Source organism: Pseudomonas sp. RIT-PI-o, assembly GCF_001297215.1.
Lineage (GTDB): Bacteria > Pseudomonadota > Gammaproteobacteria > Pseudomonadales > Pseudomonadaceae > Aquipseudomonas > Aquipseudomonas moraviensis_A.
The window spans coordinates 189,238-202,752 of the sequence record NZ_LHPA01000021.1 but is presented as its reverse complement, the minus strand read 5'-3'; the positions used below and the strand labels follow the sequence as shown (position 1 = coordinate 202,752).

Below are 13,515 nucleotides of genomic sequence, written 5' to 3'. Positions count from 1 at the left end.
AAACGGTGCTGGCGCTATGGCCGCGTCGGTCTATCGTTGCCTGACGCAATCGGGCCGTGGCCTTGAGGATGACGACATGAATACCAGCGATTTGCTCGAACAACTGCTGCGAGGCCAGGCCTCGGCGGGACAACAACGTGGTGCTGCGGCCGGCGATGGCCTGGGCGGATTGCTTGGCGGCCTGTTGGGCGGTGGAGGGCAGACCCGCGCAGGTGCTGGCGCGGCTTCCGGCGGACTCGGCGGCTTGGGTGGGTTACTGGGAGGCTTGCTCGGTGGTGGCGGCTTGGGAAGTGCCTTGGGTGGCGGCAACCGAAGTCGTTCCGGCGGCACCCATTACGCGGCCCTCGCTTCGCTGGGCATGATGGCCTACCAGGCGTATCAAGCCTGGCAACGCAGCCAGGCCAGCAAGGCGCCGCCAGACCTGCCACAAACCGCCGACCTGCTCGCCGGCCCGCAAATCGAAACCCACAGCCACGCGGTGCTCCGCGCCTTGATCGCCGCCGCCAAGGCTGACGGGCGTATCGACGACGCAGAGAAGCACCTGATCAGCAGCGAAATCGGCAAACACACTGCGGATCCGCAGTTGCAGCAATGGCTCGACGCCGAAGTCGCCAAACCGCTGGATCCCAGCGAAGTAGCGCAGTCTGCGGACGGCGACCCGGCCGTGGCCGCGGAAATGTATCTGGCCAGCGTGATGCTGGTGGACGACCAACAGGATGCCGAACGCAGCTATCTCGACGAGCTGGCCGCGGCCTTACAGATCGATCCAGACCTGCAGGTGCATCTGGAAAAACAGGCGAAAGGACAAGCCTGATCCGCTGTAAAACTCTACACCCGAGCCCCAGCCGCTCCATCCGTCCGGGGCTTTTTTACGTCGATTGAATTTTTCCGCCGCCGTGTCGCTCTTCTGCATAACAGAACCCGTCTGCCATCGGTGTGCTCATGAACAGGAACCTCGACGATTACAACCGCATGCGTGATTTTTCCGCGACTTCGGAACCGGCTGCGGTCAAGCGCCCGGGGCGCAAGTCTGCCAAGGACCATGCTTTGCAGTTCTGCATCCAGAAGCACGATGCTTCGCACCTGCATTACGACTTTCGCCTGGAACTCGATGGCGCGCTGAAAAGCTGGGCGGTGCCGAAGGGGCCGTCGCTGGATCCCAAGGTCAAGCGCCTGGCGATTCATGTCGAGGATCATCCGCTCGATTACGCGACGTTCGAGGGCAGCATTCCCGAGGGGCATTACGGCGCCGGCGATGTGATCGTCTGGGATCGCGGCGTGTGGATTCCGCTGGAGGATCCGCACAAGGCCTATGCCAAGGGTCGGCTCAAGTTCGAGTTGCAGGGCGAGAAGCTCGGCGGCGTGTGGAATCTGGTACGCACGCACATGCCGGGCAAGAAAGAACAATGGTTTCTGATCAAGCATCAAGACAATGCCGCGCGCCCGCAGGATGACTTCGACGTGCTGGTCGCCGAACCCGACAGCGTGCTCAGTGAGCGCACGATTGTCGGCAAACCCACGCTCGCCGCCGAACAGGCCAAACCGCTGAAGAAGGCCCCGGCCAAGCCACGCAAACAGGCGTCTGGGCAGCTCAATGGCGCGCGCAAGGCCAAGCTGCCGGCGTTGATCAAACCGGAACTGGCCACATTAGTCGATAGCGCGCCAGAAGGGCAGTGGAGCTACGAGATCAAGTTCGATGGCTATCGGATCATGGCGCGGATCGATCACGATGAGGTGCAGCTGTTTACCCGCAATGGCCACGACTGGACGCATAAACTGCCGCAGCAGGCCAAGGCGCTGGCGGCACTGGGCCTTGAATCGGCGTGGCTTGACGGCGAAATGGTCGTGGCCAACGAGCAGGGTGTGCCGGATTTTCAGGCGCTGCAAAATGCCTTCGATGCCGGACGCAGCGGCAACATCGTTTATTACCTGTTCGACGTGCCGTACCTCAACGGCGTCGACCTGCGTGATGTTCCGGTCGAAGAGCGGCGTGCGGCGCTGAGCACGATCCTTGGCGCACAGAAAGATTCTTCACCGCTGCGCTTCTCCGAAGCCTTCGAAGAAACTCCCGACGCACTGCTCAACAGCGCCTGCCAGATGCAGATGGAAGGCCTGATCGGCAAGCGCCTCGGTTCGCCCTACGTGTCGCGGCGCAGTGGCGACTGGATCAAGCTCAAATGCAAGCATCGGCAAGAGTTCGTCATCGTCGGCTATACCGATCCGAAAGGTGCGCGCAGTGCCTTCGGTGCTTTGCTGCTCGGTCTGCACGACGGTGACAGCGGCGAGTTGCGCTATGCCGGCAAGGTTGGCACCGGGTTCAACGAAACCACGTTGAAAAGCATCCTCGCCCAGCTCAAGCCGCTACAGACCAAAAGCGCTGCGGTGGTCAATCCGCCCAGTGGTTTCGAGGCCAAGGGCGTGCACTGGCTGAAACCGAAATTGCTGGCGGAGGTGGCGTTCGCCGAGATGACCAAGGACGGCTCGGTGCGGCACGCCGTGTTCCATGGTTTGCGCGATGACAAACCGGCCAAGGACATTACAGAGGAGCGAGCAAAGCCTGAGAAAGCTCCCAAGTCAAAAAAATCCGAAAAGACCAAAAACCCGAAAAAACCAAAACCGCCGCCAAACAACCAGCGAAGAAAACCGCCGCCAGCAAAGCCGAAACCGCACCGTCGCAGGCGGGGCTGGCCGGCGGCAAGGGGCGCATCACGCACCCGGATCGGGGGATCGATGCAGTCAGCGGCCCCACCAAGATGCAACTGGCGCAGTATTACGCCAGCGTTGCTGAACACATCCTCCCGCAACTCAAGGATCGCCCCGTGGCATTGGTGCGCGCACCGGATGGCATTGCCGGCGAACTGTTCTTTCAGAAGAACGCCGAACGCCTTGCCATCCCCGGGATTTCGACACTGGACAAGGACGTCACCGGCCAGCCAGTGATGATGATCAATAATCCCGAAGCGCTGGTCGGGGCGGTGCAGATGAGCACGGTGGAGCTGCACACCTGGAACGCCACGACGGTGGATCTGGACAAGCCCGATCGCTTCGTCCTCGACCTCGACCCGGATCCGGCGTTGCCATGGAAAAGCATGGTAGAAGCCACCGCGCTGACCCTCACCGTGCTCGATGAACTGGGACTCAAAGCCTTCCTGAAAACCAGTGGCGGCAAAGGCATTCACCTGGTGGTGCCCTTGACGCGCAAGCACGGCTGGGACGAAGTGAAGGACTTCAGTCACGCCATCGTCAGCCACATGGCCAAGTTGCTGCCGGATCGTATTTCGGCGGTGTCCGGACCGAAAAACCGTGTCGGGCGGATCTTTATCGATTACCTGCGCAACGGCCTCGGCGCCACCACCATCTGCGCCTATGCCGCACGGGCGCGGGAAGGCATGCCGGTTTCCGTGCCGCTGTACCGAGAGGAGGTCGCGGAGATCAAGGGCGGTAATCACTGGAACATTTACAACGTGCACGAGCGTCTGACCGAAGTCGGCGATGAGCCTTGGGCGGACATGAAGAAAACCCGTCAGACCATTACCGCCGAGATGCGCAAGCGCGTCGGCATGAAAAAGTGATCAGGTGTCGCGCAGCAAGTCGTGGGCGTTGAGCAGTTCGAAGGCGATTTGCGGGTGGTTTTCCAGACCCTTGCGAATCGCCGCCGGGATCGCCGCACGGGTCTTGCGGCACAGCCCCGGCAGATCGTCAATCTGAATGGCAATGCCGCGCATGGTGCGCACTTCATTGAAACCCGGTGCAACGTCGACGCGGATGCCCAACTGCTCATACATGCGCTGTTGCAGACGTTTGAGGTCGTCGAGGTCTTTGAGTTGTTCCAGACGCGCCAGGAGGATTTTTTCCTCTGCGCGAGTCAGGCGCAGGATGCGCAGATCCGCTCCGGGCGTTTCAAGCAAGGGATCGCGCCCGCAGATGCAGGCGCCGGGTGGGCAGGGTGAGCGCAAGGGCACGGTGGTCGTCATGGCCTCCATCATAGAGGCCGTCGGACGTTTTTGCCTATGCGCACTCAGCGGCCGTCCATCGGCCGCTGTATCCCTCGTGACTACTGCTGCACGCCTTCGTATTGCACCAGAATGGCGTTGGCCAGGTCTTCGTCGCTGGCGTTCAAGCCAGGGTTGGCCTGACGCACCTGTTGCAGTACCGACTCAAGATAAACCCCACGAATGGCTCCACCGCTGGCGACAAAGGCAGACACGTCGTCACGGGCCGGAATCACCATTTTGTCATCCTTGAAGGTCGAGTACAGCGACGCGGAGACACCTGCCGAAGTGGCGACGTCACCCGCATCAACACGGGCCAGCGCCGAACCGACCGGCAGGCAAAGCATTAGAGAAGAAATCAGGACTAACTTGCGCATGACGTGTTCCTCCACAAGCGCGAAGCAAAAAGAGAAGGGACTACATAGCTTCAGAGATAATCGGCGCGTCGGAGTTCCGTGAGCGGAAAAAAGCCTTGGGTCAGGGCATTATCCCGCTCAGTCGGATCAGATCACCCCGCAGGCCATGCGATCGCCGCCACCGCCCAGTGGCTTGGGCATGTCGGAATGGTTATCGCCGCCGGCGTGAATCATCAGGGCGTGGCCCTTGATCTCGGAGATTTTCTTCAGACGCGGCGCCAGCACCGGGTAGTTGGCGACACCGTCGGCGGTGACATACACCGCCGGCAGATCACCCAGATGCCCATCGGCGTACGGGCCAAGATGCTTGCCGGTTTTCGCCGGATCGAAGTGTCCGCCAGCGGCCAGTGCCGCGCCTTTGACCCCATCCTTGGTGCCCGCTTCGCAGCTGCCGTTTTCATGAACATGGAAACCGTGAATGCCGGCCGGCAACGCTTTCAGCTCGGGCGTGAACAGCAGACCGTAGGGCGTTTCGCTGACCGTGACCGAACCGATCGCCTGCGGCGCACCGTCGGCGCTGACCAGATTGATCGCGACTTTCTCCGTTGCCGCCTGTGCGGTGCCGATTGCCAGGGTGCCGAGCAGACCAAACCACAGTGCGCGTTTCATAAGCGTTTCCTTCAGCTGCATGAATGTTCGAAGCGCTGGATTGATAGCCTGCCGGGGTTAACCGGCGATGAAGGCGTTATCCAGCGGTGGTGCAAGGTGTGACTGGCCGCTCGATCCAAAAGTTTTGCCGGATTCAAGTCGCCGCTGACATCAGCCGATACGCTCTGTGTCGGCAGTTCCATGCCAATAGGCTTAACTGAAATCCGACAAGCGCAATCCAGCGTGCCCACGGGAGATTCCAAGGTGTCGATCAAACTGCGTTTGGTGTTGCTGATTGCGACCAGCCTGCTGACAGCGCTGATCGTGAGTCTGGTCAGTTACGTCGGCAACCTGCGGATGGCCACGGCGGTCGGCGATAACACGGTGAGCATGAGCGCACTGCGCAATCACATGGAAGCCGACATGATGCACGACGCCCTGCGCGCCGACGTGTATTCGGCGATGTTGGTCGGCCTGGGCAAAGGCACCGGCGCCGCGACGGAAGTGCGTGATTCGCTGGCCGAGCACGCCGGGCATTTTCGTGAAGTGCTGGATGACAACCTGAAACTGCCGATCAGCCCGCCGCTGCGCACGGCGCTGGAGCAGATCAAACCGAGCCTCGACACCTATATCAAATCCGCCGAGCAGATTGTCGCCGTGGCGCTGGACAACCCCGACGCCGCGCAACAGCAACTCGGTCGATTCAGCACCGCGTTCAGCCAGCTCGAAGAACAGATGGCGACGCTCAGCGAGTTGATTGAAAGCAACACCGGGCAAACCAGCGAAGGCACTGAAGCGGCCATTCGCAATGCCAATCTCGCCCTCGGCGTCGTCCTGATCGCCAGTCTGTTGTTGCTGCTGATTCAGGGCCGCTGGGTGATGCGCAGCATCCTTGGGCCGCTGAAATCCGCCAGTCGCATCGCCGAAAGCATCGCCCATGGCAATCTCAGCGAGCCGATTGTCGAGCCCAGCGGCAAAGACGAAGCCAGTGCCTTGATCCGCACGCTGGCGACGATGCAGCGCGATCTGCGCAACATGATCGACGTGGTCCGGCGCAACGCCCACGGTGTCAGTGGCATGAGCGAGCAACTCAGCCACGGCTGCCATCAGGTCGCCGACAGCAGCCAGCAACAAAGCGTTGCCGCCGGGACCATGGCCGCCGCTGCCAGCCAGATGACCGCCAGTATCGAAGAAATCACCCGCCACGCCGAACGTGCCCTGAGCATGGCCAATCAGGCTGAGACTCTGGCCAAGCAGGGCGGCGGGGTGATTCACCAAGTGGTCAGCGACATGGACGACATCGCCCGCTCGGCGCAGCAGTCGGCGCAAGTGATCCGCACGCTGGATCAGGAATCCGAGGCAATCTTCAACATCATTCAGGTGATCAAGAGCATCGCCGACCAGACCAATCTGCTGGCGCTCAACGCGGCGATCGAGGCAGCACGTGCGGGTGAGCAGGGCCGTGGTTTTGCCGTGGTCGCCGATGAAGTGCGCAGTCTGGCCGCGCGCACCAGCGCCTCGACCCAGGAGATCGCCGCGATGGTCGCGCGCATTCAGAACAGCACGCGCGAGGCGGTCAGCAGCATGGAGGCGGGCGTGGCGCAGGTCGACAAGGGCATGGCGGTGACGGCGGAAGTCGAGCGGGCTATTCGCGAAATCCTCGATGCGACGCTCAGCACCACGCAACTGGTCAATGACATCACTCGCACGATTGGCGAACAGAGTCAGGCCAGTAACGAAATCGCCCATCAGGTGGAGATGATTGCCGGGATGTCCGAAGGGAATAGCCGGGTGATCGGGCAGACGGCGACGACTACGGATGAGTTGTCGGATCTGGCGGGGCAGTTGGCACGATCGGTGGATCGGTTTCGGTTGTGATTTTCAGGTAAGGGTTTTTGGTTGTCTGGACTGGCGCTATCGCGAGCAGGCTCACTCCTACAGGGGATTGACGGTGTGAATGCGATCTGCGTTACGCCGCCGCCCCTTGTAGGAGTGAGCCTGCTCGCGATGAGGACAGTTCAGGCTACATCTATCTCAGAGACTTACTTCAATCAAAATTTGAACGCTTGTCGCCCCACCAACAACCATTTCCCGCCCTGTTTCTGCCAGATCTGGAAATTCTCGATCTCGGTGGGAATGACCTCGGTCCCCTTCAACGCCTGCGCGGAAAAGTGGTGGCGCACCAGCGCGGTATCGCCGGACAGGGTGATGGTCTGCTTTTGCATTTCGAGGGTCTTGAATGCGCTGCGACCGGTTTCGATGTCGGCGATGAATTCCTGCTTGTCCTGAATTTTGCCGCTGGAATGGCCGTAGGTCAGGTTCGGCGCGGTGAGGGCGTTCAGTTCGGCGATGTCTTTGTGCAGCATCGCCTGGGTCAGATGATCGACCGCTTGCGCCACTTGTTTTTCCGCTGGGGCAGGGGCGGCCATGGCGCAGGCGCTGAAGGCGCAGAACAAACCGATGAGGAGGCGGGACTTGGTCATGTTGTTTCCTTGTTGTTATTGGATGGAAATGACTGAAGTCGAATTCGTCAGTCATCGTACAACGTAGCAGGTTATTTTCTTCAGGAGCAACGGGGCGTGTGCACTGATTCGCTGAGTTGCGATGCGCATCGCGCAAAAAAACTGACGGTACGCACCGCAGTGGCGTCATGTTCCGCGCGCTGTGGCCGATAAGCTTCAGAGCGGAAAAAGACTTTCAAGTCGGGAACAGACGCGCGGGTTCGCCCTGGCGTGATATTCTCCGCGCCAATTTGATTTGACCTAATTCGGTTGGCTTGCCTTTCGGGCGGGCCGACGGGATCCCTGTCGCTCAAGCAGCTGAAGCCAATAACGATAAGAAGTCAGTTCAGAAGGGACATTAACTGAGGTCGATGCCACATATCGGCCTTGTGTGCCCACCCGTCAATATTGCAGTGTGCCGGATCGCGCGACGCCAGCCTGAGCGTCAATACAGCGCAACGCAGACTGATAACAACGACGGGCGGAAGGCGTTTTATCATAGGTGCAACAGATGTTTAAGAAAGTGAACACAGCCTTGCTGGGGCTGGCTTTGGCGATGGGGATGTCGTCTGCCAATGCTGCCGAAGCGAAGAAAGTTGACGTCCTGCTGATCGGCGGCGGCATCATGAGCACCACCCTGGGTGTGTGGATCAATGAGCTGGAACCGAGCTGGTCGATGGAAATGGTCGAGCGCCTCGACGGCGTTGCCCTGGAAAGCTCCAACGGCTGGAACAACGCCGGTACCGGTCACTCGGCCCTCGCCGAGCTGAACTACACCCCGGAAGACGACAAGGGCAACGTCACGATCCCGAAAGCCGTCGAGATCAACGAAGCGTTCCAGGTCTCCCGTCAGTTCTGGGCGTGGCAGGTTCAACAGGGCGTGCTGAAAAACCCTCGCTCGTTCATCAACACCACACCGCACATGAGCTTCGTGTGGGGCGATGACAACATCAAGTTCCTGAAAAAGCGCTACGAAGCCCTGCAGGCGAGCCCGCTGTTTGCCGGCATGCAGTACTCCGAAGATCCGGCGGTGATCAAGAAGTGGGTGCCGCTGATGATGGAAGGGCGTGACCCGAACCAGAAAATCGCGGCCACCTGGAGCCCGCTGGGTACGGACATGAACTTCGGCGAAATCACCCGCCAGTTCGCCGCTCACCTGCAGACCAAGCCCAACTTCGATCTGAAACTGTCGAGCGAAGTCGAAGACATCACCAAGAACGCCGATGGCACTTGGCGTGTCAGCTACAAAAACCTGAAAGACGGCAGCAAAACCGAAACCGACGCCAAGTTCGTGTTCATCGGCGCTGGCGGCGGTGCCTTGCACCTGCTGCAGAAGTCGGGCATTCCTGAAGCCAAGGAATACGCAGGCTTCCCGGTTGGCGGCTCGTTCCTGGTAACCGACAACCCAAGCATTGCCGAGCAGCATCTGGCCAAGGCCTACGGCAAGGCTTCGGTTGGCGCGCCACCGATGTCGGTTCCGCACCTGGACACCCGTGTTCTGGACGGCAAGCGCGTCATTCTGTTTGGCCCGTTCGCGACCTTCAGCACCAAGTTCCTCAAGGAAGGTTCGTACTTTGACCTGCTGACCAGCACCACCACCCACAACATCTGGCCAATGACCAAGGTCGGCATCAAGGAATACCCGCTGGTCGAGTACCTTGCCGGTCAACTGATGCTGTCGGATGAAGACCGTCTGAACGCGCTGAAGGAATACTTCCCGAACGCCAAGGCCGAAGACTGGCGCCTGTGGCAAGCCGGCCAGCGCGTGCAAATCATCAAGCGTGATGAAGCCGCTGGCGGCGTGCTGAAACTGGGCACCGAGATCGTGGCTTCGCAAGACGGCTCGATCGCCGGCCTGCTGGGCGCATCGCCAGGCGCGTCGACTGCTGCACCGATCATGCTGAGCGTGCTGCAGAAAGTCTTCAAAGACAAAGTCGCAACCCCTGAGTGGCAGACCAAGCTGCACCAGATCGTGCCGAGCTATGGCACCCAGCTGAACAGCGATCCGGCCAAAGTGGCTGCCGAGTGGGCTTACACCGCGAAAATCCTCGAACTGCCGACCCCTCCGGTGATCGGTCAGGTAGCTGCTCCAGCGGCACCTGCGGCTGATAAAGCCGTAGCACCGAAGGAAAACGCTGCACGTGACATGGCTCTGTAACCAGAACCCTGACACACAAAACCCACTGAACCGGCGACGGTCAGTGGGTTTTTTTGTGGCCTGGTTCCGGTAGGAGCTGACGAGTGCAACGAGGCTGCGATCTTTTGACTTTGACTTTGACTTTGACGTTTGAAGATCAAGATCAAGATCAAGATCAAAAGATCGCAGCCTCGTTGCACTCGTCAGCTCCTACATTCGGTAGGGTCAGGCTTTCGCGTTCGCCAGGTAGGCACCGAGGCGCCGGCCCATTTCTTCGCCCAGTGCCTGCAATCCGCTCAACGGCCGAACCATCACTTCGAACTCGACGATCTTGCCGCTGGCGTCGAAGCGAATCATGTCGATGCCTTTCAGTTCCTTGGTGCCGACCTTGGCACTGAATTCCAGGATCACATTCAAGCCATCCGCCGTCGCCAGTTCGCGGTGATAGGCGAAATCTTCAAAGACTTCGAACACGGTGTTGAGGATCATCGCCACCACCGGCGCGCCGGGGTAGGGCGTGTGGGCCATGGGCGAGCGGAACACAGCTTGCGGATCGAGCAGTTCAGGCAGGGCTTTGAGATTGCCGCTGCGGATCATCTCGTGCCAGCGCGCGAGGGATGCGGCGACGTTGGGCTGCAAGGCGAGGTCGGGCATGGTCACTCCGGTTTTTATTATGGTTGGCGGCAATGACTGTAGATCAACCCGGCGCAAAGTGGATCGTCAAGTTTCGGGCTGAATACCGGTCCATGCCCGAAGCGGATCAGATGCGCATCTGATCCGTATTTTTCTGTTTCATCTGCCTCTGTATTCAGTACAGCCACAGCCTCAGAATGCCCGGGCAGTGCGGACATTCACCCTCCGACCTCATCCCGAAGCGTCCGGTGCACCGCACACTCAGCATCAAGGAGCGCAACATGTACAAGATGGCAATTTTCCTCGGCGGCTTTCTGACCTTGACCATCCTGATCGGCGTACTGGCAACGATCTCTCCAGTCTGATCCGCACGCAGCTTTTTCGAACTCTGCCGTTCTCCTGCTTTCAGTTGCAGAACAGGGCCAGCACGCGCCCGTTACTGAATGTCCGAGGAGCGAAACATGCGTAATAAAACCTTGCAGGGACGTTGGGTTCCCGTCGGTTTGATGGTCGCCGCGCTGACCGGTTGTGCGATGAGCAACACCGAGTCACCGGTGCAGACACCGGGCCAGGCCAAAGCCTCCGACACTGAAATGCTCGAAGTCGGCGCGCAATGGTTGCAGGACAAACCGCCGATTCGCGCGTTGAACATGTACCTCGATGGCTTCCATTTCTACAACGGCCATCCCGGCGCACAGATGGAAGCGCATCACTACTGCTCGGCGCTCAACGAGGAAGTGTTCCAGTGTGTGATCTACGACGGCAACACCGCTGAAGCGAAGCTGATGGGCGTGGAATACATCATCAGCCAGCGCCTGTTCACGCAATTGCCGGCAAAAGAAAAGGCCTTGTGGCATAGCCACGCTCACGAAGTCACTTCCGGCCAGTTGGTCGCGCCGGGCATCCCGCAGGTGGCGGAGACGCGTTTGATGGAAAAACTTGCCAACACCTATGGCAAGACCTGGCACACCTGGCACACCGATCAGGACAAGCAACTGCCCTTGGGCGTGCCGCAGTTGATGATGGGCTTTACTGCCGACGGTCAGGCCGACGCGCAAATGGTCCGCCAGCGCGACCAGCGTCTGGGCATTGATAGCGCCGAGAAGAAAAAGGCCCGCGCCGAGATCAAACCGGCACCGGTCGCGCCAGGAGCTGATGCGTGGCAGAAGGGTAATGCCGTGCAACTCAACGACCCGACCGGCCATCAACACGTCATGCCGCGCCCGGCCACCTCTGGCGACGAAAATGCCCGGAGCGGCCGCCAGCCTTAGCATTGGACGGTAGCTGTAATGGTGATGTCGGTACCGACTTCATCGCTAGCAGGCTCACTCCTACATTTGAAATGCGTTACCCCTGTAGGAGCGAGCCTGCTCGCGAAGCCATCCGCCTGATCGCTACACCTGTCAGCGATTCAACACATCACCCATCCACCGCAAGTACTCCCCTCGCTCGGAAATCGAGTTATGCGCCGATTCCGGCACCACCTTGAGCGTCGCCACCCCCGCAGGAAAACTTTCTAACAACCGCTGTGTGCCATTGCGTCCAATCACCTCGTCATCACTCGCCGCCAACAGCAAGGTCGGCACGCGAACATGCGCGGCGTACTTGCCCGATTCGAATCGATCCTTGAGCAACCACTTCACCGGCACCCACGGATACTGCCGTTCGGCGATTTCTTCGAGGCTGTTGAACGGCGTGACCAGGATCAGCTTCTGCACCGGCCGCTGGCTGGCCAGGCGTATCGCCACGCCCGAGCCGAGGCTGCGCCCGATCACCGCAATCTGCGGATGGCTGGCGTAGACCTGATCGAACAACGCCAGCGCATCTTCGGCAATCGCCGCTTCCGATGGTGAGCCTGAACTGCCACCAAAACCCCGGTAATGCAGAAAATACAGCGCGTAATCGGGGAACGCCTCAGCGAACTCCGGCAGGTTGCGCGAGACGTCCTCGGCATTCCCGCCGAAATAGATCAGCGCCCGTGTTCCGCTGCGCTCTCGAGTAGTCGCCCAGATTTCGGCGTCCGGCATCGACAGTTTCAACCGCGAATCCGCTGCAACCACGGCCGCAGGCTGGGGAAACCAGATGAGCGAGCGCTGAAATACGAACAGCGCGGCACACAGCACCAGGTACACGGCAACAATGAAAACGACGAGTGACATCAGGGTTCGGGACATTCGGCTACTTTTAACGGGGTAAGAGGTGGGCTGTCGAAGTGTAGTTCAGCGACTGCGCCTGACAGCCTGCGCACACAACATGCAACAGATCCGCGCAGCAGGAGGGCCCGCATGCGCCAAACTGAGGGTTATTCCCGTCGCCGCTTGCTTACGCTGGCTGCCGAGGTTGCGGCGGTGTTCACGATTGATCGGGCGTTGGCCAGCGGCACGCCGCCGCCCGTCACTGCGCCGCACACGGCAGGAGATCAGACCATGCAGACCCGCGCCATCCCTTCAAGCTCCGAGGCACTGCCCATGGTCGGATTGGGCACTTATCGCGGTTTCGACGTCGGCCCGGCTGATCCGGTTTACCGGCAATTGCCCGCCGTGCTCGAAGCGCTGTTCAGAAAGGGCGGCACGCTGATCGACAGCTCGCCGATGTACGGCCGCGCCGAGCAGACCACCGGTGAATTGCTGTCGATCCATGAACCGCGCTCGCCGGCCTTTCTCGCCACCAAGGTGTGGACGCGCGGGCGCAAGGAGGGCATCGCGCAGATGGAGCAGTCGTTCAGCCTGCTGCAAACCGAGCGCATCGACCTGATGCAGATTCACAACCTGCTCGACTGGCAAACCCACTTGCCGACCCTGCGCGAATGGAAAGAGCAGGGGCGGATTCGCTACATCGGCATCACCCATTACACCTCGTCGGCCTATGACGAGGTCGAAGCGGTGTTGAAAGCCGAGAGGCTGGATTTCCTGCAGATCAACTACGCCCTCGACGACCGAGGCGTGGAAAAGCGCATCCTGCCGCTGTGCCGCGAGCGCGGGGTCGCGGTGATCTGTAACCGGCCATTTGGCGGCGGCGATTTGCTCGCCCGGCTCAAGGGCAAGCCCCTGCCCGCGTGGGTCTCGGACGTGCAGGTGAACAGCTGGCCGCAACTGGCGCTGAAATTCCTGCTGGCGCATCCGGCGGTGACCTGTGTGATTCCGGGTACCAGCAATCCGCGCTACATGGCTGACAACGCCGGAGCCGGTTTTGGGCCGATGCTCACCGATGCGCAGCGGCATCAGTTGATTGCGTTGCTGGGTTGAACC

The 13,515-nt window shown here is 60.3% G+C and carries 12 protein-coding genes and 2 pseudogenes; 7 read left to right on the top strand and 7 right to left on the bottom strand.

Annotation, left to right across the window (positions count from 1 at the left end):
* Window positions 1-76 precede the first annotated feature (76 nt).
* Together AEQ63_RS11920 and ligD are read left to right on the top strand one after the other, a co-directional pair.
* Entirely contained in the window at window positions 77-814 is a 738-nt protein-coding gene (locus tag AEQ63_RS11920; protein ID WP_064363696.1) for a tellurite resistance TerB family protein, read from the top strand.
* 128 nt (window positions 815-942) lie between these two features.
* Window positions 943-3,572 (top strand): annotated as a pseudogene (ligD, locus tag AEQ63_RS11915) (DNA ligase D).
* Here ligD and AEQ63_RS11910 read toward each other — a convergent pair.
* The 3 genes from AEQ63_RS11910 to sodC form a co-directional block, all read right to left on the bottom strand.
* A complete protein-coding gene (locus AEQ63_RS11910) occupies window positions 3,573-3,974 on the bottom strand; it encodes a hypothetical protein (RefSeq protein ID WP_173867309.1) in 402 nt (133 codons plus the stop codon).
* A gap of 80 nt (window positions 3,975-4,054) precedes the next feature.
* Window positions 4,055-4,369 (bottom strand): DUF2388 domain-containing protein, encoded by a 315-nt coding sequence (locus AEQ63_RS11905; RefSeq protein WP_016775151.1) that lies wholly within the window; start codon window positions 4,367-4,369, stop codon window positions 4,055-4,057.
* 126 nt (window positions 4,370-4,495) lie between these two features.
* A complete protein-coding gene (sodC, locus tag AEQ63_RS11900; RefSeq protein ID WP_064363532.1) occupies window positions 4,496-5,017 on the bottom strand; it encodes a superoxide dismutase family protein in 522 nt (173 codons plus the stop codon).
* A 180-nt stretch (window positions 5,018-5,197) separates the two neighbouring features.
* Between sodC and AEQ63_RS29300 the strand changes: the two are divergent.
* Both AEQ63_RS29300 and AEQ63_RS29295 read left to right on the top strand, forming a co-directional pair.
* A pseudogene (locus AEQ63_RS29300) lies at window positions 5,198-6,016 on the top strand (HAMP domain-containing protein); the annotation flags it as partial.
* The gene (locus AEQ63_RS29295) at window positions 6,011-6,874 is read left to right on the top strand and encodes a methyl-accepting chemotaxis protein (protein WP_442965708.1); all 864 of its coding nucleotides are present in this window, start codon (window positions 6,011-6,013) and stop codon (window positions 6,872-6,874) included. The pseudogene AEQ63_RS29300 and the gene AEQ63_RS29295, both read left to right, overlap by 6 nt.
* Before the next feature lie 173 nt (window positions 6,875-7,047).
* On the opposite strand, the gene AEQ63_RS11890 is transcribed toward AEQ63_RS29295, so the two are convergent.
* Window positions 7,048-7,479, bottom strand: coding sequence for a nuclear transport factor 2 family protein (locus AEQ63_RS11890; protein ID WP_064363530.1), 432 nt, complete (start codon window positions 7,477-7,479; stop codon window positions 7,048-7,050).
* A gap of 529 nt (window positions 7,480-8,008) precedes the next feature.
* Here AEQ63_RS11890 and mqo point away from each other — a divergent pair.
* Window positions 8,009-9,655 carry a malate dehydrogenase (quinone) gene (mqo, locus tag AEQ63_RS11885; protein ID WP_064363529.1) on the top strand — a complete coding sequence of 549 codons (1,647 nt, stop codon included), beginning with the start codon at window positions 8,009-8,011 and terminating at the stop codon, window positions 9,653-9,655.
* A gap of 204 nt (window positions 9,656-9,859) precedes the next feature.
* On the opposite strand, the gene AEQ63_RS11880 is transcribed toward mqo, so the two are convergent.
* Together AEQ63_RS11880 and AEQ63_RS28775 are read right to left on the bottom strand one after the other, a co-directional pair.
* Window positions 9,860-10,288: a nuclear transport factor 2 family protein gene (locus AEQ63_RS11880; RefSeq protein ID WP_064363528.1), complete on the bottom strand. Its 429-nt coding sequence runs from the start codon at window positions 10,286-10,288 to the stop codon at window positions 9,860-9,862.
* 17 nt (window positions 10,289-10,305) lie between these two features.
* Window positions 10,306-10,485 (bottom strand): hypothetical protein, encoded by a 180-nt coding sequence (locus AEQ63_RS28775; protein ID WP_177330593.1) that lies wholly within the window; start codon window positions 10,483-10,485, stop codon window positions 10,306-10,308.
* 243 nt (window positions 10,486-10,728) lie between these two features.
* On the opposite strand from AEQ63_RS28775, the gene AEQ63_RS11875 reads away from it, so the two are divergent.
* Window positions 10,729-11,538 carry an OBAP family protein gene (locus AEQ63_RS11875; protein WP_064363527.1) on the top strand — a complete coding sequence of 270 codons (810 nt, stop codon included), beginning with the start codon at window positions 10,729-10,731 and terminating at the stop codon, window positions 11,536-11,538.
* Window positions 11,539-11,670: 132 nt separating this feature from the next.
* Here the strand turns inward: AEQ63_RS11875 and AEQ63_RS11870 are convergent, their stop codons facing one another.
* Window positions 11,671-12,441, bottom strand: coding sequence for an alpha/beta hydrolase (locus tag AEQ63_RS11870; RefSeq protein WP_064363526.1), 771 nt, complete (start codon window positions 12,439-12,441; stop codon window positions 11,671-11,673).
* Window positions 12,442-12,552: 111 nt separating this feature from the next.
* On the opposite strand from AEQ63_RS11870, the gene AEQ63_RS11865 reads away from it, so the two are divergent.
* The gene (locus tag AEQ63_RS11865) at window positions 12,553-13,512 is read left to right on the top strand and encodes an aldo/keto reductase (protein ID WP_177330596.1); all 960 of its coding nucleotides are present in this window, start codon (window positions 12,553-12,555) and stop codon (window positions 13,510-13,512) included.
* Window positions 13,513-13,515 lie beyond the last annotated feature (3 nt).